The organism is Pseudoruegeria aquimaris, from assembly GCF_900172235.1.
Classification (GTDB): Bacteria; Pseudomonadota; Alphaproteobacteria; order Rhodobacterales; family Rhodobacteraceae; genus Pseudoruegeria; species Pseudoruegeria aquimaris.
Window position 1 is genome coordinate 16,362 of the sequence record NZ_FWFQ01000016.1, and the last position, 22,753, is coordinate 39,114.

General features: G+C 66.4%; 21 protein-coding genes. 9 read left to right on the forward strand and 12 right to left on the reverse strand.

The genetic code is table 11. The features are described 5' to 3' along the window. The first annotated feature begins 93 nt into the window (after nt 1-93). The 6 genes from PSA7680_RS11695 (at nt 94) to PSA7680_RS11720 (ending at nt 6,490) form a co-directional block, all read left to right on the forward strand. Nucleotides 94-1,083 carry a BMP family lipoprotein gene (locus PSA7680_RS11695; protein ID WP_085868902.1) on the forward strand — a complete coding sequence of 330 codons (990 nt, stop codon included), beginning with the start codon at nt 94-96 and terminating at the stop codon, nt 1,081-1,083. Nucleotides 1,084-1,090: 7 nt separating this feature from the next. Beyond that, nucleotides 1,091-2,656 carry an ABC transporter ATP-binding protein gene (locus PSA7680_RS11700; protein ID WP_085868903.1) on the forward strand — a complete coding sequence of 522 codons (1,566 nt, stop codon included), beginning with the start codon at nt 1,091-1,093 and terminating at the stop codon, nt 2,654-2,656. Next, entirely contained in the window at nt 2,656-3,750 is a 1,095-nt protein-coding gene (locus PSA7680_RS11705) for an ABC transporter permease (protein ID WP_085868904.1), read from the forward strand. The genes PSA7680_RS11700 and PSA7680_RS11705 overlap by 1 nt, the downstream gene beginning before the upstream one ends. Then, nucleotides 3,750-4,715 (forward strand): ABC transporter permease, encoded by a 966-nt coding sequence (locus tag PSA7680_RS11710; protein WP_085868905.1) that lies wholly within the window; start codon nt 3,750-3,752, stop codon nt 4,713-4,715. The genes PSA7680_RS11705 and PSA7680_RS11710 overlap by 1 nt, the downstream gene beginning before the upstream one ends. Nucleotides 4,716-4,802: 87 nt before the next feature. Continuing rightward, nucleotides 4,803-5,720 (forward strand): sulfite exporter TauE/SafE family protein, encoded by a 918-nt coding sequence (locus tag PSA7680_RS11715; protein ID WP_085868906.1) that lies wholly within the window; start codon nt 4,803-4,805, stop codon nt 5,718-5,720. Next, nucleotides 5,720-6,490 carry a TIGR02186 family protein gene (locus PSA7680_RS11720; RefSeq protein WP_085868907.1) on the forward strand — a complete coding sequence of 257 codons (771 nt, stop codon included), beginning with the start codon at nt 5,720-5,722 and terminating at the stop codon, nt 6,488-6,490. The genes PSA7680_RS11715 and PSA7680_RS11720 overlap by 1 nt, the downstream gene beginning before the upstream one ends. Before the next feature lie 18 nt (nt 6,491-6,508). Here the strand turns inward: PSA7680_RS11720 and PSA7680_RS11725 are convergent, their stop codons facing one another. The 5 genes from PSA7680_RS11725 to PSA7680_RS11745 all read right to left on the reverse strand — a co-directional run bounded on the left by PSA7680_RS11725 (nt 6,509) and on the right by PSA7680_RS11745 (nt 12,754). Then, complete coding sequence (locus PSA7680_RS11725; protein WP_085868908.1) at nt 6,509-8,032, reverse strand: ATP-dependent DNA helicase; 1,524 nt, start codon at nt 8,030-8,032, stop codon at nt 6,509-6,511. 56 nt (nt 8,033-8,088) lie between these two features. After that, entirely contained in the window at nt 8,089-8,721 is a 633-nt protein-coding gene (locus tag PSA7680_RS11730; protein ID WP_085868909.1) for an acyl-homoserine-lactone synthase, read from the reverse strand. Between the two features lie 89 nt (nt 8,722-8,810). Further along, nucleotides 8,811-9,536, reverse strand: coding sequence for a helix-turn-helix transcriptional regulator (locus PSA7680_RS11735; RefSeq protein ID WP_085868979.1), 726 nt, complete (start codon nt 9,534-9,536; stop codon nt 8,811-8,813). Nucleotides 9,537-9,936: 400 nt separating this feature from the next. Then, nucleotides 9,937-11,220 carry a crotonyl-CoA carboxylase/reductase gene (gene ccrA, locus PSA7680_RS11740; RefSeq protein ID WP_085868910.1) on the reverse strand — a complete coding sequence of 428 codons (1,284 nt, stop codon included), beginning with the start codon at nt 11,218-11,220 and terminating at the stop codon, nt 9,937-9,939. 136 nt (nt 11,221-11,356) lie between these two features. Continuing rightward, complete coding sequence (locus PSA7680_RS11745; protein ID WP_085868911.1) at nt 11,357-12,754, reverse strand: 1-acyl-sn-glycerol-3-phosphate acyltransferase; 1,398 nt, start codon at nt 12,752-12,754, stop codon at nt 11,357-11,359. Nucleotides 12,755-13,002: 248 nt separating this feature from the next. On the opposite strand from PSA7680_RS11745, the gene PSA7680_RS11750 reads away from it, so the two are divergent. The 3 genes from PSA7680_RS11750 (at nt 13,003) to deoD (ending at nt 16,272) form a co-directional block, all read left to right on the forward strand. Next, nucleotides 13,003-14,970, forward strand: a complete 1,968-nt coding sequence (locus PSA7680_RS11750) for an ethylmalonyl-CoA mutase (protein ID WP_085868912.1) — start codon at nt 13,003-13,005, stop codon at nt 14,968-14,970. After that, nucleotides 14,967-15,446, forward strand: a complete 480-nt coding sequence (locus PSA7680_RS11755; protein WP_085868913.1) for a hypothetical protein — start codon at nt 14,967-14,969, stop codon at nt 15,444-15,446. The genes PSA7680_RS11750 and PSA7680_RS11755 overlap by 4 nt, the downstream gene beginning before the upstream one ends. 121 nt (nt 15,447-15,567) lie before the next feature. Further along, nucleotides 15,568-16,272, forward strand: coding sequence for a purine-nucleoside phosphorylase (gene deoD, locus PSA7680_RS11760; RefSeq protein WP_085868914.1), 705 nt, complete (start codon nt 15,568-15,570; stop codon nt 16,270-16,272). 71 nt (nt 16,273-16,343) lie between these two features. Here deoD and PSA7680_RS11765 read toward each other — a convergent pair whose 3' ends face one another. The 7 genes from PSA7680_RS11765 to sdhC form a co-directional block, all read right to left on the reverse strand. Continuing rightward, nucleotides 16,344-17,207 (reverse strand): urea carboxylase-associated family protein, encoded by an 864-nt coding sequence (locus tag PSA7680_RS11765; protein WP_085868915.1) that lies wholly within the window; start codon nt 17,205-17,207, stop codon nt 16,344-16,346. Nucleotides 17,208-17,256: 49 nt separating this feature from the next. Then, a complete protein-coding gene (locus tag PSA7680_RS11770; protein WP_085868916.1) occupies nt 17,257-18,912 on the reverse strand; it encodes an FAD-binding dehydrogenase in 1,656 nt (551 codons plus the stop codon). Between the two features lie 153 nt (nt 18,913-19,065). Further along, a complete protein-coding gene (locus PSA7680_RS11775) occupies nt 19,066-19,845 on the reverse strand; it encodes a succinate dehydrogenase iron-sulfur subunit (protein ID WP_085868917.1) in 780 nt (259 codons plus the stop codon). 57 nt (nt 19,846-19,902) lie between these two features. Continuing rightward, entirely contained in the window at nt 19,903-20,121 is a 219-nt protein-coding gene (locus PSA7680_RS11780) for a hypothetical protein (RefSeq protein ID WP_085868918.1), read from the reverse strand. Next, nucleotides 20,121-21,929, reverse strand: a complete 1,809-nt coding sequence (gene sdhA, locus PSA7680_RS11785) for a succinate dehydrogenase flavoprotein subunit (RefSeq protein WP_085868919.1) — start codon at nt 21,927-21,929, stop codon at nt 20,121-20,123. Before sdhA ends, PSA7680_RS11780 begins: the two co-directional genes overlap by 1 nt. A gap of 21 nt (nt 21,930-21,950) precedes the next feature. Then, the gene (locus PSA7680_RS11790) at nt 21,951-22,322 is read right to left on the reverse strand and encodes a succinate dehydrogenase, hydrophobic membrane anchor protein (protein ID WP_085868920.1); all 372 of its coding nucleotides are present in this window, start codon (nt 22,320-22,322) and stop codon (nt 21,951-21,953) included. Nucleotides 22,323-22,332: 10 nt separating this feature from the next. Then, nucleotides 22,333-22,722 carry a succinate dehydrogenase, cytochrome b556 subunit gene (gene sdhC, locus PSA7680_RS11795; protein WP_085868921.1) on the reverse strand — a complete coding sequence of 130 codons (390 nt, stop codon included), beginning with the start codon at nt 22,720-22,722 and terminating at the stop codon, nt 22,333-22,335. Nucleotides 22,723-22,753: the final 31 nt, after the last annotated feature.

Sequence of the window (22,753 nt, forward strand, 5' to 3'; positions counted from 1 at the left end):
TATTTCCCGATGATCTTCTTGAGATCGGACAAACAGGCGGGGTATCGTGGCTTCCTATACGACGCCCCAACAACAACAACCGGGAGATTCCTAATGACCCTGATGCGGACGTTCCTTGGCGCAGCGGCTTCGCTCGCCCTGACCGCTGGCGCAGCCCTGGCCGATCCGGCCATCATCTTCGACCTCGGCGGCAAATTCGACAAATCCTTCAACGAAGCCGCCTTCAACGGTGCCACCAAATGGGCCGAGGAAACCGGCGGCTCCTTCCGTGAGATCGAGCTCCAGTCCGAGGCCCAACGCGAGCAGGCCCTGCGCCGCTTCGCCGAGAACGGCAACAACCCGATCGTGATGGCCGGCTTCGCCTTCGCCTCCGCCCTGGAAGCCGTGGCCCCCGACTTCCCCGACACCAAGTTCGTCATCATCGACATGGTGGTCGATCAGCCCAACGTGCGCTCCGTGGTGTTCAACGAGCACGAAGGCTCCTACCTCGTGGGCGTGATGGCCGCGAAAGCCTCCAAGACGGGCACCGTCGGCTTCATCGGCGGCATGGACATCCCGCTGATCTCCAAGTTCGCCTGCGGCTACGTGCAGGGCGTGAAGGCCACCAACCCGGACGCCACCGTGATCCAGAACATGACCGGCACCACCCCGGCGGCCTGGAACGACCCGGTGAAGGGCGGCGAGCTGACGAAAGCCCAGATCAGCCAGGGCGCGGACGTCGTCTACGCCGCAGCCGGCGGCACCGGCCTCGGCGTTCTGCAGACCGCGGCCGACGAGGGCATCCTCTCCATCGGCGTGGACTCCAACCAGAACTACCTGCACCCGGGCAAGGTTCTGACCTCCATGCTCAAGCGCGTGGACGTGGCCGTCTACAACGCCTTCAAGGACGGTGAAGACCTCGAAACCGGCTTCTCCGTTCTGGGCCTCGCCAACGACGGCGTCGGCGTCGCCATGGACGAACACAACGCTTCCCTGGTGGACGACGAGATGAAAGCCGCCGTGGAAGCCGCCAAGGCCGGCATCATCTCCGGCGAAATCAAGGTTCACGACTACATGTCCGATGAATCCTGCCCGGTGATGTAAGCCACAGATGGCACAGCAAGCAGACATGGGGCGGCAGGAAACTGCCGCCCCCGCCATTGAGCTTCGCGGCATCTCCAAGGCCTTCGGCCCGGTGCAGGCGAATAAGGACATCTCCATCAAGGTAGCGAAAGGTACGATCCACGGGATCATCGGCGAGAACGGCGCGGGGAAATCGACGCTCATGTCGATCCTTTACGGCTTCTACAAGGCCGATTCCGGCGAGATCCTGATCAACGGCATCCCCACCGCCATTCCCGACAGCCAGGCCGCCATCAGCGCCGGCATCGGCATGGTGTTCCAGCATTTCAAGCTGGTCGAGAATTTCACGGTGCTCGAGAACATCGTTCTCGGGGCGGAAGACGGCAGCCTGCTGAAGCCCTCTCTCGCCAAAGCCCGGAAACTGCTCAAACAGCTTTCCGAAGAATATGAACTGCGCGTGGATCCGGATGCGCGGATCGAGAATCTCTCGGTCGGCCACCAGCAGCGCGTGGAAATCCTGAAGGCCCTCTACCGCAAGGCCGACATCCTGATCCTCGACGAGCCCACCGGCGTGCTGACGCCGGACGAGGCCGATCACCTGTTCCGGATCCTGAAGGGGCTGAAGGACGAGGGCAAGACGATCATCCTGATCACCCACAAGCTGCGCGAGATCATGGAGGTGACCGATACCGTCTCCGTGATGCGCCGCGGCGAGATGACCGCCACGGTGAAGACGAGCGAGACGAGCCCGGAAGATCTGGCCGAACGCATGGTCGGTCGCAAGGTGCTGCTGCGCGTGGACAAGAAGCCCGCGAACCCCGGCAGGAACGTCCTGGAAATCAAGAACCTGCGCGTCGTGGACGACAAGGGCGTCGAACGCGTGAAGGGCATCGACCTCACCGTGCGCGCCGGCGAGATCGTCGGCATCGCGGGGGTCGCCGGCAACGGCCAGTCCGAGCTTCTGGAAGTGCTCGGCGGCTACGCGAAGGCCACGGGCTCGGTCAAGCTCAACGGGGTGGAGCTGGATCTGACCGGCAAGCACTCCGACGGCAAATCGCGCCGCGAGAAGGGCATCGCCCACGTGCCGGAAGATCGCCACTCAGAGGGGCTGATCCTCGATTTCCAGGCCTGGGAGAACGTCGCCTTCGGCTACCAGGACGATCCGCGTTACAACCGCAACGCCATCCTGATGGACAACGCGGCGATCCTGAAGGACACGCAGGAGAAGATGGAACGCTTCGACGTGCGCCCGCCCAACCCGCGGCTGGCGGCGAAGAGCTTCTCCGGCGGCAACCAGCAGAAGATCGTGCTGGCGCGCGAAATCGAGCGCAACCCGGACCTGCTTCTCGTGGGCCAGCCCACGCGCGGCGTGGACATCGGCGCGATCGAATTCATCCACCAGCAGATCGTCGCCCTGCGTGACCAGGGCAAGGCGATCCTGCTCGTCTCCGTGGAACTGGAAGAGATCCTCGGCCTCGCAGACCGCATCGCGGTGATGTTCGACGGGCACATCATGGGCGAACGCCTGCCCCACCAGACCAACGAAAAGGAACTCGGCCTGCTGATGGCCGGCGTGAACGAGGGAGCCGCCTGATGAAGAAGATGCCGAAATGGGCGGATGTTCTTCTGATTCCCGCCATCAACCTGAGCCTTGCCTTCCTGATCTCGGGCCTCGTGATCTGGGCCATCGGCAAGGATCCCTGGGTCGCCATCAAGACGATGGTGCAGGGCTCCTTCGGCGACAGCCGGGGCCTTGGCTACACGCTCTACTACACCACCAACTTCATCTTCACCGGCCTCGCCGTGGCGGTGGCCTCGCATGCGCGGCTGTTCAACATCGGCGGCGAGGGTCAGGCCACCGTCGGCGGGCTGGGCGTGGCGCTCGTCTGCCTCGCGGTGCCGTGGCCGCACTGGACGCTCGCCCTGCCGGCCGCGATCCTCGGCGGGGCGCTCTTCGGGGCGGCCTGGGCCGCGATCCCGGCCTACCTGCAGGCCAAGCGCGGCAGCCACATCGTTATCACCACGATCATGTTCAACTTCATCGCCGCCGCGCTGCTGGGCTACCTGCTCGTCAACGTGCTCAAGGAACCGGGCAACATGGCCGCGGAAACGCGCTCCTTCCCGCCCGGGGCACATCTGCCCACCTTCCACGAGATGCTGGCGCCCTTCGGCATCGACTTCAACAAGAACGCGCCGGCCAACATCAGCTTCCTCGTGGCGCTTCTCTGCCTGATCGGCTTCTACGTGCTGATCTGGAAAACACGCCTCGGCTACGCGATCCGCGCCTTCGGGCAGAGCGAAAGCGCCGCCGTCTACGCCGGCATCTCGCCGGTGAAGATCACCATCATCGCGATGCTGATCTCGGGCGGGCTGGCCGGACTCATGGCGATCAACAACGTGATGGGCGAGGCCGAACGGCTGATCCTCAACTCGGTGGAAGGCGCCGGCTTCATCGGCATCGCCGTGGCGCTGATGGGGCGCAACCACCCCGTGGGCGTCTTCCTCGCCGCGCTCCTGTTCGGCTTCCTCTACCAGGGCGGCGCGGAACTGGCGCTGTGGGAGAGCATCCCGCGCGAGTTGATCGTGGTGATCCAGGGCCTCGTGATCCTGCTCACCGGCGCGCTCGACAACATGGTGCGCGCTCCGCTTGAAAAACTGTTCCTGTCCTTCGGGAAGGGAGAGGCCTGATGGATTTCCTGACGATCATCCAAATCCTCGATTCCACCGTCCGCCTGGCGACGCCGCTGCTGCTGGCCTGCCTCGCCGGGCTCTTCTCCGAGCGTTCCGGCGTGTTCGACATCGGGCTCGAAGGCAAGATGCTGGCCGCCGCCTTCCTGTCGGCCGCCGTGGCCGCGGTCACGGGCAACGCCTGGCTGGGCCTCTGCGCGGGGATCTTCGCCTCGGTGCTGATGGCGCTTCTGCACGGGCTGGCCTCGATCACCTTCCGGGGCGATCAGCTGATCTCCGGCGTGGCGATCAACTTCCTCGCCGCGGGCCTGACCGTGGTCATCGGCCAGAGCTGGTTCGCGCTCGGCGGCCGGACGCCCTCGCTCATCGGCGGCGGGCGCTTCCCCGACATTACCCTGCCCTTCGCCGATGCGCTGGCCGAGGTGCCCGTGATCGGGCAGATCTACTCCGAACTGATCTCGGGCCACTCGATCCTCGTCTACGTGGCGATGGCGGCGGTGCCGCTCACCTGGTGGGTGCTCTACCGCACCCGCTTCGGCCTGCGCCTGCGCGCGGTGGGCGAGAATCCGGGCGCGGTGGACACCGCGGGCATCTCCGTGGTGCGGCTGCGCTACACGGCGGTGATCATCTGCGGCGTGCTCTGCGGCATCGCGGGGAGCTACCTTTCCACCGGCCTTGCCGCCGGCTTCGTGAAGGACATGACCGCCGGGCGCGGCTTCATCGCGCTGGCCGCGCTGATCTTCGCCAAATGGCGCCCCTGGCAGGCGCTGGGCGCCTGTCTGCTGTTCGGCCTGCTGGAGGCCATCGGCAACCGCTACCAGAACATCGACATCCTCGGCGCGACGCTTCCGGTGCAGTTCATGCAGGCCCTGCCCTACATGCTCACCGTCGTCATCCTCCCCGGTTTCGTGGGCAAGGCCATCCCGCCGCGCGCCGGTGGCGAGGCCTACGTGAAGGAACGGTGACAAAATCGATCCGATTTGTCGCAGGTGTGGCTATATGCTGCACCTGCGGCATCGGCTAAAGGAAAGGCCTGTTAGCGGGAACAGCCAATGCAGATCTACCTCCCCATCGCCGAAGTCTCGGTCAACCTCCTCCTCCTCATGGGATTGGGCGGTCTGGTCGGGGTCCTCTCGGGGATGTTCGGGGTGGGCGGCGGCTTCCTTCTGACCCCCCTTCTCTTCTTCATCGGCATCCCCCCCGCCGTGGCCGTGGCCACCGGCGCCAACCAGATCGTGGCCTCCTCGGTCTCGGGCGTGCTCGCACATCTGCGACGGCGCACCGTGGACATGCGCATGGGCGGGGTGCTGCTGGCCGGGGGCCTCGTCGGGGCCGCCGCCGGCGTCAAGATCTTCAACGTGCTCAAGGGCATGGGGCAGGTCGATCTGCTGGTGACGCTGTTCTACGTCGTCTTTCTCGGCATCATCGGCACGCTGATGTTCGTGGAGAGCCTCAACGCGATCCGGCGCGCGGGCAAGCCCGGCGCCCGTGTGAAGCGGCACAAGCACAACTGGGTGCACAACCTGCCGATCAAGATGAAATTCCGCACCTCGGGGCTCTACATCTCGGTGATCCCGCCGCTCATGGTGGGCGCGCTGGTGGGCGTGCTTTCTGCGATCATGGGCGTGGGCGGCGGCTTCATCATGGTCCCGGCGATGATCTACCTGCTGGGCATGCCCACCAAGGTGGTGGTGGGCACCTCGCTGCTGCAGATCATCTTCGTCACCGCCTTCACCACGATGCTGCACGCCGTCACCAACCACACCGTGGACATCCTGCTCGCGTTGCTGCTGCTGCTGGGCGGCGTCGTCGGGGCGCAGATCGGCACCCGCATCGGCACGAAGCTGAGGGCCGAGCAGCTGCGCGTGCTGCTCGCGGGCCTCGTGCTGCTGGTCTGCGGCAAGCTGGCGCTGGAGCTGCTGCTGCGCCCGCAGGAGCTTTACTCCCTCGCGCCGTTGGGGGCAGGCTGATGCTGCGCCGCCTGCTGAGCACCCTCCTGCTGGCCTTCGCCACCCTGCCCGCCGATCTCGGCGCGGAAGAGGTGGTGGCCGGCCTGTCGCAGAACCAGGTGGCCATCACCGCGAATTTCGACGGCTCCGACATCCTGATCTTCGGCGCCGTCAAACGCGAAGCCCCCCTGCCCGAAGGCCCGCCCCTGGAGGTGATCGTCGCGGTGTCCGGCCCGCAGGTGCCGGTCATGGTGCGGCGCAAATCGCGCCAGATGGGCATCTGGGTCAACACCGACAGCGTGGAGGTGGACTCCGCCCCGAGCTTCTACGCCGTGGCCACATCCGCCCCCCTCTCCGAGATCCTCACCAACACCGAAGACCTGCGCTACAAGATCTCCACGCCGCGGGCGATCCGCTCCGTCGGCGCGCCGGCCACGATCAGTGACTCAGGGAATTTCACCGAGGCGCTGATCCGGATCCGCACCGAGGAAGAGCTCTACCAGCTGCTGGAAGGCACGGTGGAAATCTCCGACCAGACGCTCTTTTCCACCTCGATCTCGCTGCCGGCGAACCTCACCGAGGGCGATTACACCGCGCGCATCTTCCTGACCCGCGACGGGGCGGTGGTGGACGCCTATGAAACGGTGCTGGACGTCAGGAAGGTCGGACTGGAGCGGATCCTCTACAACCTCGCCCATCAACAAGCGCTGCTCTACGGCTTCCTGTCGCTGATCCTGGCGATCGCCGCGGGCTGGGGCGCCTCCGCCGCCTTCGCCGCGCTGCGCAACTAACGGCTGGGGCGGGCCGGCTCAGCCCTCGCTTTCGAGGGTGAGCTGCGTCGGCGCAACCTCCAGATCGTCCACGCTCAGCGGCCCGGACGGCAGCGCCAGACGGTTGCGCACCACCCAGTGCAGGCGATGTTCGGCGCGGGTGATCGCCACGTAGGCGAGGCGCTTCCAGAGGGGCTGGCCGGCCTCGCTGCGCCCCATGCGCGCGGCCGCGTAGAGATCGGGCGCGAAGACCTGCACCGTGTCCCACTGCGAGCCCTGCGCCTTGTGGATCGTCACCGCAGCGCCATGCAGGAAGGTCGCCCCCATGCGGGCGGCATAGGGGATGAAGGGCTCTTCCTCGTCCGGGAACTCGATCTTCACGATGGAGGCCGCGCCCACGCGCGGATCTTCCGCCCCCAGCACATGCAGCCGCGAAAAGCCGGGCTTGCGGCCGGGGCCGAGGTAGATCACCTGCGCCCCCTTGATCAGCCCGCGCGCTTCCAGATCGATGCGTTTCTTGCGGTGCTTCATCGGAAGCTCGATCCCGTCGCAGATCAGCGGCTCGCCGGGCAGCAGATCATCCGGCGGCGCGCCATAGGCGTTTCGGAAGGCCTGGATCAGCCGCACGCGCGTGGCGTTGCGCCACACGAGCACCGGGCTGCGCGCCATCAGCTCGCTTTCCACCCGCTGGGCGAAGACCACGCGTTCATCCCTGCGGGCGGTGTCTTCCACCATGCGTTCGAAGGCTTCGAAACCGATCTCGGGATCGGCCAGCGCATGGGCGAGATCGAGGATCGGGTTGTCCTGTGTCTGGCGGTGGACGCGGTTGAGCACCAGCTGGCGCTCCTTCGGCAGCGTCTCGAACACCATCGCGCCGGATTGCCCCACCGGCGCCAGCTGCGCCGGATCGCCGAAGATCACCAGCGTGGGGAAGATCTCCTTGAGGTCGTTGAACTGGCGCTCGTCCAGCATCGAGGCCTCGTCGATGAAGCCGATGTCCAGCGGATCTTCGCGCCGCTTCCAGCCGGTGATGAAATCGGAGCCGCGCAGCCCCGCGGCGGCCAGTGCGCCGGGGATGGACTTGTTCTTTTCGTAGAAGGCCCTGGCCCGCTCGAGCGCCTGTTCCGTCAGCCCTTCGATCTCGGGCTTTTCGCCATTGCCGGCCAGCCAGTCGGCGATGCGCTCGTATTCCGGATCGTAGACCGGCGTGTAGAGAATGCGGTGGATCGTGGTGGCCGGCACGCCGCGGTTGCGCAGCACGCTGGCGGCCTTGTTGGTGGGCGCGAGAATCGCCAGCGTTCGCCTTTCCTTGCGGCGGCGGCCCTCGTAATCGCCCGACACCACCTCGACGCCGGCCTCTTCCAGCGCCTTGTAGAGCCGGGCGAGCAGAAGCGTCTTGCCCGAACCGGCCTTGCCGATCACGGCCAGAACGCTGCTCCGGCTCGAGGCAGGCGGAGTGAGGAGGCTGTCGTCAAGGTCGATTCCCGCGCCGCGCAGCTCTTCGGCGACGCGGTCGTAGGCTTCGGCCTGGTCTTCGGAAAATATCACGGCGGGAAGGCTCATGGCGCGACCCTACAGCGGCGCGAATGGCAGCGCCAGCACCCTTCGGGGCCAACCCGTCAGGCCGGTTGCGCCAGGGGCTCGCCGGCCAGCCGGCTGCCGTTGAACCACGCCGCGGACAGGGCCGGATCGATGCCCGCCCGCCGCGCGAGATGGCGCCGGATCGGCTCCGAGAAGGGCCAGAGCCCGAGGCTCACCCGGTCGCGGCCCTGGCCCCGGCTGCCGAGGATCACGGGCCCCCAGCCGAGCCGTCGGTAGATCCGGATCATGCGCGCATCGAACACCCCGGCGGCGTGGTTCAGCCGGTAGGCGCGGCCCACCTCGGCGCCCCCCAGCATCAGCGCCGCCGAAACCTCTGCCCCCGCGCCGGGCGCGAGGCAGAAGCGCGTGCATTCCCAGATCTTGCCGTCCCGCAGCGGCTGCCCCTCCAGCAGATCGCCGAAGTGATCGTTCAGCATCGTCGGCCCCCGCGTGGGCAGGAACCGCATCGACCCGAGGTGGCGCCCGTCGGAGCCCTGCCAGATCACGTAGAGCGGATCGAGCGCGTCGTAGGCGTCGCGCTCCTCGCCGGCGGCATTCACCGAGACTTCCCAGCCCAGGCGGGTGGAGAATTGCGCGGCGCGATCACGGAACATGCCGGCGGCGAGCACCGGGTATGCACCCAGTTCGCGGGCGTAGAGATAACGTAGCAAGGCTTTCCCCCTCGATGGCAATCGTTGGGGAAAGGGCTAGCAAGCCGGTGGTAAACGCCGCAGAAACGCGCCGCGCGCTGGCTGCCGGATCAGATCGGCAGAAGCCCCTGCGAAAGCGCCGTCACCACCGCGTGGGTGGTGTTGGAGGCGCCCAGTTTCAGCCGCGCCGATTCGATGTAGCTGCGCAGGGTGTTCTCGGAGATGGTGAGCCTGTCGGCCACCTGCGCCCGGTTCAGACCCAGTGCCAGCAGCCGCAGCGCATCGGCTTCGCGGGGCGAGAGCGGCCGACGCGCCTGCCTTTCCTGCTCGGTTTCGGGCTGCGACTCGATGTCCAGCGCGCGCTGGTTGATGTAGTGGGAAATCAGCAGCAGGTCGTTGGCATTCGCCTTCACGAATTTCCGCCACGCTTCGTCGGAGCAGCTGTGATTGACGGTGAAGATGGCGAACTGGCCCTTCGGCCCGCGGATCGGCACCGAGAGGCCCTGCGATCCCACTCCGGCCGAGAGCGCCTCGCCGTGGAATGACCGGGCCGCCTTCGACGACCAGTCCAGCGATTTCCACTCCACCGGGCTGAACCGCGTGAAGCAGCCCCCCACCACGGGATCAATACGCGCATAGCCCTGCTGGACGTATCGGGATACCCAGCTGTCGGCATAGGTGAGGACAGCGTATTGATCGCCGGTGGAGTTCAGCGAGTGGTAGACGACGTGGTCGGTCTGGAAGAGATCGCGCAGCCCGAAGATGGCCTGCTGCAGGCGTTCAAGCGTCCGGGCCTCCGAAAGGCCTTCGATCTGCTCCATCACCTGCACGTTCATCGCCGCCAGCGCCCCCAACGCTCTGCGCAGAGTTCCGGAAGACCGAGGCAGACAACTCCTGAATGGCCACACTGCGGGCGGCTTCCAGCTGGCGCCCCAGCGCATCCATCTGGTTCTGGCGCGCGAAGTTCCGCAGGTCTGTCAGAACATCTATGATCCAATCGTTTCGCATCTTCGACAGTCGTTCATTCAGGTTAATGGAGGGTTAATCCGCACTGGAATCCACCCTAGCACGGGCCTGAAACTGGCAGAAATTCGCAGTTTCCACCCCGGTAAAAATGGTGGGGTCCGCTTCCGCAAGTTGCTGGAATCGAACGCCTGAAAAGCAAAACCGGCGGAATGCAGGGTGCATGCCGCCGGTTGCTTCCGTCACGAGGGAACGCGACTTTGGAGCGCTGCTTTACTTCGCTTCGAGCGCTTCCTCAAGGGTGCGCAGACCGGTGCGCGGCGATTGAACGAGCACCGCCATGTTGCCCGGAAGATGCTCATTGCGGCGCATCTTGGTGTGGGCCTGCGGGATCTCCGCCCAGGGGAAGACCTCCGACATGCACGGGTCCAGACGGCGCTCCACCATCAGGCGGTTGGCGGCGGCGGCCTGCTGCAGGTGGGCGAAGTGGCTGCCCTGGATGCGCTTCTGGTGCATCCAGACGTAGCGCGCGTCCATCGTCAGGTTGTAGCCGGTGGTGCCGGCGCAGATCACGACCATGCCGCCCTTCTTGCAGACGAAGGTCGAGACCGGGAAGGTGGCCTCGCCGGGGTGTTCGAAGACCATGTCCACGTTCACGCCCTTGCCGGTGATCTCCCAGATCGCCTTGCCGAACTTGCGCACCTCGTTGAACCACTCCTTGTATTCCGGCGTGTTCACCTTCGGCAGCTGGCCCCAGCAGTTGAACTCCTTGCGGTTGATCACGCCCTTGGCACCGAGGCTCATGACGAAATCGCGCTTGTCTTCCTCGCTGATCACCCCGATCGCGTTGGCGCCGGCGGTGTTGATCAGCTGGATCGCGTAGGAGCCGAGCCCGCCAGAAGCGCCCCAGACCAGCACGTTCTGGCCCGGTTTCAGCTCATGCGGGTGGTGGCCGAAGAGCATCCGGTAGGCGGTGGCCAGCGTCAGCGTGTAGCAGGCGCTTTCCTCCCAGGTCAGGTGCTTGGGGCGCGGCATCAGCTGCTGCGCCTGCACGCAGGTGAACTGCGCGAAGGAGCCGTCGGGCGTTTCGTAGCCCCAGATGCGCTGGCTGTCGGAGAACATCGGGTCGCCGCCGTTGCAGTGCTCGTCGTCGCCGTCGTCCTGGTTGCAGTGGATCACGACCTCGTCGCCCACCTTCCAGTTCTTCACCTTGTCGCCGACGGCCCAGACGATGCCGGACGCATCGGAGCCTGCGATGTGGTAGGGCGCGCCGTGCACGTCGAAGGGCGAAATCGGGATGCCAAGCCCGGCCCAGACGCCGTTGTAGTTCACGCCCGCCGCCATCACCAGAACCAGCACCTCGTGGCTGTCGGGGCGGGGCACGTCCACCACTTCCTGAAGCATGGCCTGCTCGGGCTCGCCGTGGCGTTCACGGCGGATGGCCCAGGCGTACATCTTCTCGGGCACGTAGCCCAGCGGAGGGATCTCGCCGATTTCGTAGAGTTCCTTTTCGGGCGCGTCGTAGGGTGCGATCGCCGAGTTCGTATCCAGTGCCATGCGAACCTCCTGTCAGGTCAATTTGTGCCGCAACGCAGAATCGCGCTGCGCTTGATCATGAGATACCGACGGCAAAGCAATTATGCAACCTCAGTGAGGTCATTTTTGTAATTTTATGACCTTGCGACCGCAGAAACTACTGCGGCAGCGCAGAAAAATCCTTGTTTTCCAGCAACTGCCTCACCCCGGCGGCGTAGAACTCCAGCAAGGCCCGCTCCTCGGGGTTGGCACGAATCCCCTCCTCTTCCTCAAGCAGGATTCGGCGCAGGAGCAGGATTTTCAGGCCCATCTCCACGGCCAGCCCGGCATCGCCGCGGGGAAGTTGCAGGGGAAACCCGCTGTCGTTGAGCCGCCGCGCCAGGGCCTTGACCTGCGCCTCCAGTTCCTGCCTCGGGATCGGCGCGCCGGCCACGGCCACGACCTGCGCCACCAGCGGCACCGGCGTGATCGGCATCCCCTGCCCGATGCGCCGCATCAGCTCGCGCCCGAGATTGCGGGTCAGTTCGGCATCTCCGCCGGAACTCTCCCGGAAGCCACGCAGCGACAGGGGCCGGCCGAAGCGCACCGCCGCGTAGCCGAAGCGGTGGAACCGCCCGGTGAGCTTGAAGCGCAGCTGCCGCAGCAGGAAGCCCAGCGCGGAAGGCAGCCCGAAGCGGAAGCGCCGATCGCCGGCGGTATGGGCTTCGGTCAGGATCCTGTCTTCCAGCACGCGGTCGTAGTTCAGCGAGACCGGCACGAAGACGACATCCTTCCCGGCCGGATCGAAATCGCTGACGATGTAGCTGAGGATGCCCAGCTTGGCCGGGCGCATCTCGCCGGTGAGGCTGAGGCCGCCTTCGGGAAACACCGCCTGCGTCACGCCGCCCTTGGTGGCCAGTTGCACGTAGCGCTCCAGCACCTTTCGGTAAAGATCGTTGCTGTTCTTGCGGCGGATGAAATAGGCGCCCATCGCCCGGATCAGCGCGGTGAGCGGCCAGACCCGCGCCCATTCCCCCACCGCGTAGGAGAGCGCGGAGCGCTCTGCGGCCAGGTAGGTGACGAGCACGTAATCCATGTTGGAGCGGTGGTTCATCACGAAGATCACCGTGGCGTCCTTGTCGATCCCTTTCAGGGCCGCTTCGTCGGCGCTGGAGGTGCGCACCGTGTAGGCGGTGCGCGAGATGAACCGCGCCAGCCGGATGGCGAAGCCGAAATAGGCCGTGGCCGAGAAGCGCGGCACGATCTCGCGCGCGTAGCGCCGGGCGGTCTCGAAACCGACGTTCTCGGGCACGCCGTTCTCATGCGCCCAGGCGCCGGCGGCCTCGATCACTTCCGGATCGTAGATCAGCCGCTGGATCATGTCGTGGCGGCGCGCCAGCTTGAAGGGCTGGATCGGGCGTTCGAGCCGCGTGTTCAGCCGGGCCACCGCCCGCTCCATGCGGCGGCGAAAGAACCAGCGCACGCTGGGCAGAAGAAAATGGCTCAGGGCGGTGACCGCCGCGAAGAGCAGGATCAGGATCAACAGCCAGAGAGGGATCTCGACGGTCTGGAGCATGGGTTACCCTTGCGCAGAAAACAGCCACCGAAAACAGCTATTGCGCCCGGGCTGCAAGCGGGGCGGCAATTTTCCGGGCCAGCGTTGCCGAAAATCCGAAGGCATCCTGCAGCCGCGCCGCCGATGTGCTATGCAGGTGCAGAAATTTCAGCCGTGCCGCAACGCAGCGAATTGACAAGGTAACGAAATTCCACGTATCAACACCGGAACAGAATAAAATTACCCAACGCGAAACCCGCGAGGCCCCGATGACCGAGATCCAGAAAGATCGCCCCTGGCTCTTCCGCACCTATGCCGGCCACTCCACGGCCAAGGCATCCAACGCGCTCTACCGCACCAATCTCGCCAAGGGGCAGACGGGGCTTTCGGTGGCCTTCGATCTGCCGACGCAGACGGGATACGACTCCGATCACGAGCTGGCGCGCGGCGAAGTGGGCAAGGTGGGCGTGCCGGTCGGCCACCTGGGGGACATGCGCACGCTGTTCGACGACATCCCCCTCGAACAGATGAACACCTCGATGACGATCAACGCCACCGCCCCCTGGCTGCTGGCGCTCTACATCGCGGTGGCCGAGGAACAGGGCGCCGATGTCAGCAAGCTCCAGGGCACGGTGCAGAACGACATCATCAAGGAATACCTGAGCCGCGGCACCTACGTCTGCCCGCCCAAGCCGTCGCTGCGGATGATCACCGACGTGGCCGCCTATACGCGCGAGCACCTGCCCAAGTGGAACCCGATGAACGTCTGCTCCTACCACCTGCAGGAAGCGGGTGCGACGCCGGAGGAGGAACTGGCCTTCGCCCTCGCCACCGCCACGGCGGTGCTGGACGACCTGAAGGAAAAGGTGCCCGCCAAGGCCTTCCCGCAGATGGTGGGGCGGATCTCCTTCTTCGTGAACGCGGGCATCCGCTTCGTCACCGAGATGTGCAAGATGCGCGCCTTCGTGGAACTGTGGGACGAGATCTGCCGCGATCGCTACGGCGTGGAGGATCCGAAATTCCGCCGCTTCCGCTACGGGGTGCAGGTGAACTCGCTCGGGCTGACCGAGCAGCAGCCGGAGAACAACGTCTACCGCATCCTGATCGAGATGCTCGCGGTGACGCTTTCGAAAAACGCCCGCGCGCGCGCGGTACAACTTCCGGCGTGGAACGAGGCGCTCGGCCTGCCGCGCCCGTGGGATCAGCAGTGGTCGCTGCGGATGCAGCAGATCCTCGCCTATGAGACCGACCTGCTGGAATACGGCGATCTCTTCGACGGCAACCCGGTGGTGACGCGGAAGGTCGAGGCGCTGAAAGAGGGCGCGCGCGCCGAACTGGCCCAGATCGATGCCATGGGCGGGGCCGTTGCCGCGATCGACTACATGAAATCGCGCCTCGTGGAGAGCAACGCCGCGCGGATCGCGCGCATCGAGGCGGGCGAAACCACCGTCGTGGGCGTGAACCGCTGGACGGAAGCCGCCGAAAGCCCGCTCACCTCGGGCGATGGCGCGATCATGGTGGCGGATCCGGAAGCCGAGGCCGACCAGATCGCCCGGCTCACCGCCTGGCGCGAAGCGCGCGACGAAACGGCCGTGCAGGCCGCGCTGGCCGAGCTGCGCGCCGCCGCGGCCTCCGGCGCCAACGTGATGCCCGCCTCGATCAAGGCCGCCAAGGCCGGGGCGACGACGGGCGAATGGGGCGACGTGGTGCGCTCCACCTTCGGGCAATACCGCGCACCCACGGGCGTGTCGCGCAGCCCCTCCAACCGCACCGAAGGGTTGGAAGAGATCCGCGCACAGGTGGATGCGGTGTCCGACAAGCTGGGCCGCCGGCTGAAATTCCTCGTCGGCAAACCGGGGCTTGATGGCCATTCCAACGGCGCCGAGCAGATCGCCGCCCGCGCCCGCGACTGCGGCATGGACATCACCTACGAGGGTATCCGCCTGACCCCGGCCGAGATCGTCGCGGCAGCCAAGGCCGAGGAGGCCCACGTGGTGGGGCTGTCGATCCTTTCGGGCAGCCACCTGCCGCTGATCGAGGACCTGATGGGCCGGATGCGCGCCGAAGGCCTCTCCCACGTGCCGGTGATCGTGGGCGGGATCATCCCCGAAGACGACGCCGAGCGGCTGCGCGCGATGGGCGTGGCGCGCGTCTACACGCCGAAAGATTTTGAGTTGAACCGGATCATGTGCGACATTGTCGGGATCGTAGACCCAACAGCAGTTGCCGCCGAATGACCTTTTTCAAGCTCCCCGCCCTGCTCGCCTGTGCCGCTTTCACCGTCGCGCCCCTTGCCGCCGCCGCGCAGGAATTGCCCGCGCCGCTGGCCGAGATCGTCGAGGCGCGCGCCGCCGATTGCGCGAGCTTCGAGAACGGCGAGCTGACGCTGGAGCGCGGCGCCGTCCGGCGGGTGGATCTGAACGGCGACGGCACGTTGGATACGGTGCTGGACGAGGGCTACCTGAGCTGCTCTTCCGCGGCGAGCCTGTTCTGCGGCACCGGCGGCTGCATGGTGAACTTCCTTGTCGGAGACACTGTGGAAACCCGGCTGGCCAAGGGCTGGCAGGCGGTGCTCTTCGCGCCCTTCACCGTGGTGCTCGCCCAGGTGCACGGCTCCGAATGCGGCGGCACCAACGTGAACACCTGCGTCGAGGCGCTGGTGTGGGACGAGGAGCGCAAGGCCTTCAACACCGTGGCCCCGCCTCTGCAATAGCCGGTGCGATAGCTGCGCTTTCGTTGAAACAGCTTCCGCCGGCATCGGGTGCAAGCGCGCTTGCAGCGCCGCGTCCTGCGCGCCATACCGGGAGCCAAACGCAACCAAGCGGAGCTGGACCATGACCATCCATATCGGTGCCCAACCGGGCGACATTGCTGAAACCGTGCTTCTGCCGGGCGATCCCTACCGCGCGAAATGGGCGGCGGAGACCTTTCTTGAAGACGTGAAACTCGTCAACGAGGTGCGCGGGATGCTGGGCTTCACCGGCACCTGGAAAGGCAACCGCGTGACGATCCACGGCTCGGGCATGGGCATGCCCAGCCTTTCGATCTACGCCAACGAACTGATCCGGGACTATGGCGCGCAGACCCTGATCCGCATCGGCTCCTGCGGCGGGATGCAGGAAAGCGTGAAGGTGCGCGACGTGATCCTCGCGATGACGGCCTCCTCGATCTCCACGCCCTCGCGCGGGATCTTCAAGGAGTTCCAGTTCGCCCCCTGCGCCGACTGGTCCCTGCTGAAGGCCGCCGCCGAGGCCGCCGAGGCCAAGGGCACCCCGACCCACGTGGGCGGGATCTACTCCTCGGACGTCTTCTACGACGAGCGCCCCGACCTCAACGAGCAGATGACGCGCCACGGCATCCTCGGGGTGGAGATGGAAGCCGCCGAGCTCTACAACCTCGCCGCCCGCCACGGCCGGCGCGCGCTGGCGGTGCTCACCGTGTCCGACCACCTGCTTACCGGCGAGGCCCTGCCCTCCGACCAGCGGGAAAAGAGCTTCGGCGACATGGTGGAAATCGCGCTTCAGGCGGCCTTCGCCTGACGCCTTGCCGGGCCCTTGCGGGCCCGGACTTCCTGCCTCCGGCGGGGATATTTCCGGAACAAAGTATGCGCCTAGAGCCCGTGGCTGCCATCATAGCCGTTGGGTTCCGGCGGGTTCCAGCCGGCGAGCGCTCCGGGCGCGGGGCAGAGGATCTCGACCCGCAGCGGGAAGCAGGCCGCGGCATCGCTGGAATGCTCGGCGCCGCAATCCCCGCCCGGGCAGGCCGATAGCGCGCCCAGAAGATCCTGTTCGGCGAAGAATTCAAGAAAATCGCCCGGGCGCACCGGGCTCTGCTTCATGAAATATTGGCCGGTGTCGCGCAGGAAGCCGGTGCACATGAAGACGTTGAGCACGTCGTGCACCAGCCGTTCGGCCCGGGCCGGCGGCAGGCCGGTTTCCGCGCTCAAGGCGCGCGTGAGGTTGGAGTGGCAGCAGTGGTGATACTGCTCGCCCGAGAGCAGCGTGTTGGTATAGGGATCGCAGCGGGTGCCGATCACGTCGTGGACGGAGCCGCCGAAGGCATCGAAGCCATACCAGTCCAGCGTGTCATGGGTGATCGTGGCCAGCGGGCGCAGCGCGGGAAAGCCGGACCACAGGCGATCGCCGGTGGAGAGGTGGGTGCCATGCAGGGCGCGCGTCTTGCCCGAATAGAAACGCTCGTTCAGATCCTGGGCGTTCCAGAGGTTCAGATCTCCGACCTGGGGCCCCTCCACGCAGTGTATGCGGAAGAAATGCCCGGCGGGCACATGGAAGCAGCGAGCCTCGCGCGGGGGCACGGTGACCTCGGACACGGGAGCGAGGGTTTCCCGCGCCGCCCGGTAGAGGGCCATGTCGGGCCTGGGAAGGGTTTGAACCGGGTAGCAGACGACCGGTGCGACCGCGCGGCGGGCGGCGGCATCCGTGGGTTCGGGCGTTTCGGGCTGGGCGGGTTTCATGGCGTCTCCGGGCTGGGCCGGGCCAATTCACCACGCCTGCCCCTGCGCATCAAGCGTGTCGGCCGGCGAGGCGCCCGGAGAACAGGCAGCCGCCGAGGAAGGTGCCTTCGAGCGCGTTGTAGCCGTGGTAGCCGCCGCCGCCGAAACCGGCGACCTCGCCCGCCGCGAAGAGGCCGGAGAAGGGGCTGCCGTTCGGGCGCAGCACCTGCCCGGTGAGATCGGTGTGCAGGCCGCCCAGCGATTTGCGGGTGAGGATGTTGAGCTTCACGCCGATAAGCGGCCCGGCTGACGGGTCGAGGATCCGGTGGGGCTTCGCGGTGCGGATCAGGCGATCGCCCCGGTAGGCGCGCGCGCCTCGAATGGCGATGACCTGCGCGTCCTTGGCGTAGGGGTTTTCGATCTGGGCGTCGCGCGCTTCGATCTGGGCGCGGATGGCGGCCGGATCCAGCGGGGCATCGGGCGCCAGCTGGTTCATTCCGGCCACGAGCGTTTCCAGATCGTCGGCGACCACGAAATCGGCGCCGTTGGACTTGAAGGCCTCCACCGCCGGGGTCGCCCCCTTGCCGAGACGCTGCTTCAGCACTTCGGCCCATTTTCCGGACGTCAGGTCCGGGTTCTGCTCGGAGCCCGAAAGGGCGAATTCCTTCTCGATGATCTTCTGGGTGAGGATGAACCAGCTGTGTTCGTGGCCCGCCGCGAGGATGCGCTTGAGGGTGCCCAGCGTGTCGAAGCCCGGCAGGTAGGGCGCCTCCATGCGCTTTCCGTTGCCGTCGAACCACATCGAACTGGGGCCGGGCAGGATGCGGATTCCGTGGTTGGGCCAGATCGGATCCCAGTTGCGCAGGCCTTCGGTGTAGTGCCACATCCTGTCGGCGTTGATGACGCCTGCGCCCGCGGCTTCGGCGGCAATCTGCATCTGGCCGTCCACGTAGTCGGGCACCCCGGAGACCATGAACTTGGGCGCCTTGCCGAGGCGGTCTTCCGGCCAGTGCCTGCGCACGAGATCATGGTTGCCGCCGATCCCGCCGGTGGCGATCACCACGCTTTCGCCCGTGTAGCGGAAGCTGCCGGTGACATCGCGGTTGGTCGCGGCGCCGCGCACCTCCTGCGCCTCGGCGAGCACGTCGCCCTCCACGCCCGTCACCACGCCGCCCTCCACGACGAGCCCCCGCACGCGATGGCGGAAGCCGAAGGTCAGCCGGCCCGCGGCGGCCGCCTCATGGGCCAGCGCGGCGAAGGGTTTCACCACGCCGGTGCCCGTGCCCCAGGTGATGTGGAACCGCGGCACCGAGTTGCCGTGGCCATCGGCCAGCGCGCCGCCGCGTTCGGCCCAGCCCACCACGGGGAACCAACGCATCCCGAAGCCCTGGAGCCAGCCGCGCATCTCGCCGGCGGCGAAATCGAGGTAGGCTTCCGCATAGGCCCTCGGATTGGCATCCTCGGGGCGGTCGAACTGGGCGGAGCCATACCAGTCCCGCGCGGCGAGCGCGCGGCTGTCCCTGATGCCCATGCGGCGCTGTTCCGGGGTGTCCACCATGAACAGCCCGCCGAGCGACCACCAGGCCTGCCCGCCGAGGCTCTGCGCCCCCTCCTGATCCAGCAGCAGCACGCTGCGCCCGCGCGACACCGCCTCGTGGGCGGCCACCAGGCCCGAAAGCCCGCCGCCGACCACGATCACGTCGGCCTTGTTCTCCAGATGTGCCATCAACGCCTCCCCCGTTGTTGCCGCGAAGCTTAGCCAGCGGGCCGGGGCGGTGACAGGGCGGACGTGGCGTCACCCCGCAGGCACCATAGGGCCGGAAACGAAAACGCCCCGGGAGATCCCGGGGCGATTTGAGAACAGGCTCGACTGCACGGATCAGATGGCGCGCTCCACCATCATCTTCTTGATCTGGCCGATGGCCTCCGCCGGGTTCAGACCCTTCGGGCAGGTCTTGGCACAGTTCATGATCGTGTGGCAGCGATAGAGCTTGAAGGGATCCTCCAGCTCGTCGAGGCGCTCGCCGGTGGCTTCGTCACGGCTGTCGATGATCCAGCGGTAGGCGTGCAGCAGCGCGGCCGGGCCGAGGTAGCGATCGCCGTTCCACCAGTAGCTCGGGCAGGAGGTGGAACAGGACGCGCACATCACGCATTCATAGAGGCCGTCGAGCTTCTTGCGATCCTCGATGGACTGGCGCCACTCCTTGGCGGGCCGGTTCGTCTTGGTTTCGAGCCAGGGCATGATCGAGGCATGCTGGGCGTAGAAATGGGTAAGATCGGGGATGAGATCGCGCACCACCGGCATGTGCGGCAGCGGGTAGATCTTCACGTCGCCCTTGATCTCGTCCATGCCGTAGATGCAGGCCAGCGTGTTGATCCCGTCGATGTTCATCGCGCAGGAGCCGCAGATGCCCTCGCGGCAGGAGCGGCGGAAGGTCAGCGTCGGATCGATCTCGTTCTTGATCTTGATCAGCGCGTCCAGGACCATCGGGCCGCAGGTGTCCATATCGACGAAATAGGTGTCGATGCGCGGGTTCTTTCCGTCTTCCTCGTTCCAGCGGTAGATCTGGAACTTGCGCAGGTTGGTCGCGCCCTCGGGCTTCGGCCACGTCTTGCCGGTGACGATCTTCGAGTTCTTGGGGAGTGTGAATTGCACCATCTGCTCACCCTTTCATATGTGTCTCATCGGGGCGGGCCACAGGGGCCCGCGGGTTGGCTAGTCTGCCAGAAGGGAGGATTGGATCGTGCTGCCCGAGGTGAGGAAGAGGATCGCGCGCTGGCGCTCCGCATCGCTCATCGTCGGCCAGAGATCCTGATCTCCCTCCAGCAGCGGGAACTGCGTCGGCAATCCGCTGGTGTCTGCCGATGGTCCGCAGGCCGCGAGCCCCAGAAGGGCCAGGCCAAGGAACAGTGCAGGCAGACGGCGGACAGACATCAGTAGACCCTCGCTTTCGGTGCAATCTTCTTCAGATCGATTCCACCTTCTTCTTCTTTGGTCAACGGATCAAGGTGCACGGGCCGGTAATCGAGGGACACTTTGTTTCCATCGACGCGGGCCAGCGTGTGCTTGCGCCAGTTCTCGTCGTCGCGCTCCGGGTAGTCCTCGTGGGCGTGGGCCCCGCGGCTTTCCTTCCGGGCTTCGGCGCCGACGATCGTTGCCATGGCGTTGGGCATCAGGTTCGTCAGCTCCAGCGTTTCCATCAGGTCGGAGTTCCACACGAGGGTGCGGTCGGTGACCTTGAGGTCGTCGAGCTTGGCGGCCACGGCCGTCATCTTCTCGACGCCTTCCGCCAGCGTCTTGTCGGTGCGGAACACGGCGGCATCGGCCTGCATCGTCTTCTGCATCTCGAGGCGCAGCTCGGCGGTGGGGGTGCCGCCGTTGGCGTAGCGCAGGGCGTCGAAACGGGCCAGCGCCGCATCCACCGACTTGGTGTTGAGCGGGCGGTTGGGCTCGTTCGGGTTCACCACCTGGCCGGCGCGGATCGCGGCGGCGCGGCCGAAGACCACGAGGTCGATCAGCGAGTTCGAGCCGAGACGGTTGGCGCCGTGCACCGAGGCGCAGCCGGCTTCGCCCACGGCCATCAGGCCGGGCTGGATGCGCTCGGGGTTCTCGGAATCGGCGTTGAGCACCTCGCCCCAGTAGTTGGTGGGGATGCCGCCCATGTTGTAGTGCACCGTGGGCAGAACCGGGATCGGCTCCTTGGTGACGTCAACGCCGGCGAAGATCTTGGCGCTTTCGGAGATGCCCGGCAGGCGCTCGGCCAGCGTTTCCGGCGGCAGGTGGTTGAGGTGGAGGTGGATGTGATCGCCCTCCTTGCCCACGCCGCGCCCTTCGCGGATTTCCAGCGTCATGCAGCGGCTAACCACGTCGCGGCTGGCCAGATCCTTGTAGGTCGGCGCGTAGCGCTCCATGAAGCGCTCGCCTTCGGAGTTCGTCAGGTAGCCGCCTTCGCCGCGGGCGCCCTCGGTGATCAGGCAGCCCGAACCGTAGATGCCGGTGGGGTGGAACTGGACGAACTCCATGTCCTGCAGCGGCAGGCCCTGGCGGGCCACCATGCCGCCGCCGTCGCCCGTGCAGGTATGCGCGGAGGTGGCGGAGAAATAGGCGCGCCCGTAGCCGCCGGTGGCCAGCACCACCATCTTGGCGTTGAAGACGTGGATCGTGCCGTCATCGAGCTTCCAGCAGACGACGCCCTGGCAGACGCCGTCGTCCGTCATGATGAGGTCGATGGCGAAATATTCGATGTAGAACTCGGCGTTGTGTTTGAGCGACTGGCCGTAGAGCGTGTGCAGGATGGCGTGGCCGGTGCGGTCGGCCGCGGCGCAGGTGCGCTGCACCGGCGGGCCTTCGCCGAACTCGGTGGTGTGGCCGCCGAAGGGACGCTGGTAGATCTTGCCCTCTTCGGTGCGCGAGAAGGGCACGCCGTAGTGCTCCAGCTCGTAGACGGCCTTGGGCGCCTCGCGGGCGAGGTATTCCATCGCGTCGGTGTCGCCGAGCCAGTCCGAGCCCTTCACGGTGTCATACATGTGCCACTGCCAGTGGTCCGGGCCCATGTTGGAGAGCGAGGCGGCGATGCCGCCCTGCGCCGCCACCGTGTGCGAGCGCGTCGGGAAGACCTTCGTCACGCAGGCGGTCTTGAGCCCCTGCTCGGCCATGCCCAGGGTAGCGCGCAGGCCGGCGCCGCCGGCGCCCACGACGACGACGTCGTATTCATGGGTTTCGTATTGGTATGCTGCTGTCATCTGTCTTGATCCTTGCCGCGCTCAGAGGGCGATTTTCACGAGAGCGAAGAGGCTCACCGCGATCAGCGTGTAGGAAAGGGCCTTCACGGCCACGCGGGCCAGCTCGCCCGGAATGCCGTGCACGTAGTCTTCCACCGCTTCCAGCGCCTCGTACATCAGCTGCACCAGCCCCACGACGAGCGCGAGCCCGGTGACGATGGCCGGGAACGGCTGGCTGAAGTAGGCCAGCACCTCTTCCCGCGTGCCGCCGAGACCGGCGCCGAAGGTGAAGACGAAAAGCGGCACCAGCACCACCATCACGATGGAGCGCACGGTGAATTGCCAGTGGGTCTGCGTGCCGGTGCGGGCGGAGCCGAGGCCGACGGCGCGTTTGCGGTCTGTCAGGTAACGCATTGATCCCTCCTCAGACGACGATGGCGGTGAGGATCGCCAGCACCGTCGCGCCGACGAACATGCCGATGCCCAGCTTCTCGGCCGTCTCGACCTTGAAGCAGTAGCCGAAATCCCAGATCACGTGCCGCAGGCGGCCGAGCGTGTGATACCAGAGCGCCCAGGTGGCGAAGAAGAGCACCAGATCGCCGAACCAGCTGCGCAGCAGCCCGTCGATGAAGGCGAAGGCGCCGTCGGACGTCGCCGCGGCGAGCAGCCACCACACCAGCAGCACCGCCGCCCCGAGGGAAACGATCCCGGAGATGCGCACCATGATGGAGGACATTGAGGTGAGTTGAGGTCGGTAGTACGGACCGATCATGAAGGGCGAAAGCGGGCGCTGCCCCCTGTTCACATCTGCCATGGGATACCCTTTCAGGTGATGAGCCTTTGGA

Coding starts and splice junctions, on each gene's coding strand:
- PSA7680_RS11695 (WP_085868902.1), top strand. CDS start 94: ATGACCCTGATGCGGACGTTCCTTGGCGCAGCGGCTTCGCTCGCCCTG.
- PSA7680_RS11700 (WP_085868903.1), top strand. CDS start 1,091: ATGGCACAGCAAGCAGACATGGGGCGGCAGGAAACTGCCGCCCCCGCC.
- PSA7680_RS11705 (WP_085868904.1), top strand. CDS start 2,656: ATGAAGAAGATGCCGAAATGGGCGGATGTTCTTCTGATTCCCGCCATC.
- PSA7680_RS11710 (WP_085868905.1), top strand. CDS start 3,750: ATGGATTTCCTGACGATCATCCAAATCCTCGATTCCACCGTCCGCCTG.
- PSA7680_RS11715 (WP_085868906.1), top strand. CDS start 4,803: ATGCAGATCTACCTCCCCATCGCCGAAGTCTCGGTCAACCTCCTCCTC.
- PSA7680_RS11720 (WP_085868907.1), top strand. CDS start 5,720: ATGCTGCGCCGCCTGCTGAGCACCCTCCTGCTGGCCTTCGCCACCCTG.
- PSA7680_RS11725 (WP_085868908.1), bottom strand. CDS start 8,032: ATGAGCCTTCCCGCCGTGATATTTTCCGAAGACCAGGCCGAAGCCTAC.
- PSA7680_RS11735 (WP_085868979.1), bottom strand. CDS start 9,536: ATGAACGTGCAGGTGATGGAGCAGATCGAAGGCCTTTCGGAGGCCCGG.
- ccrA (WP_085868910.1), bottom strand. CDS start 11,220: ATGGCACTGGATACGAACTCGGCGATCGCACCCTACGACGCGCCCGAA.
- PSA7680_RS11745 (WP_085868911.1), bottom strand. CDS start 12,754: ATGCTCCAGACCGTCGAGATCCCTCTCTGGCTGTTGATCCTGATCCTG.
- PSA7680_RS11750 (WP_085868912.1), top strand. CDS start 13,003: ATGACCGAGATCCAGAAAGATCGCCCCTGGCTCTTCCGCACCTATGCC.
- PSA7680_RS11755 (WP_085868913.1), top strand. CDS start 14,967: ATGACCTTTTTCAAGCTCCCCGCCCTGCTCGCCTGTGCCGCTTTCACC.
- deoD (WP_085868914.1), top strand. CDS start 15,568: ATGACCATCCATATCGGTGCCCAACCGGGCGACATTGCTGAAACCGTG.
- PSA7680_RS11765 (WP_085868915.1), bottom strand. CDS start 17,207: ATGAAACCCGCCCAGCCCGAAACGCCCGAACCCACGGATGCCGCCGCC.
- PSA7680_RS11770 (WP_085868916.1), bottom strand. CDS start 18,912: ATGGCACATCTGGAGAACAAGGCCGACGTGATCGTGGTCGGCGGCGGG.
- PSA7680_RS11775 (WP_085868917.1), bottom strand. CDS start 19,845: ATGGTGCAATTCACACTCCCCAAGAACTCGAAGATCGTCACCGGCAAG.
- PSA7680_RS11780 (WP_085868918.1), bottom strand. CDS start 20,121: ATGTCTGTCCGCCGTCTGCCTGCACTGTTCCTTGGCCTGGCCCTTCTG.
- sdhA (WP_085868919.1), bottom strand. CDS start 21,929: ATGACAGCAGCATACCAATACGAAACCCATGAATACGACGTCGTCGTC.
- PSA7680_RS11790 (WP_085868920.1), bottom strand. CDS start 22,322: ATGCGTTACCTGACAGACCGCAAACGCGCCGTCGGCCTCGGCTCCGCC.
- sdhC (WP_085868921.1), bottom strand. CDS start 22,722: ATGGCAGATGTGAACAGGGGGCAGCGCCCGCTTTCGCCCTTCATGATC.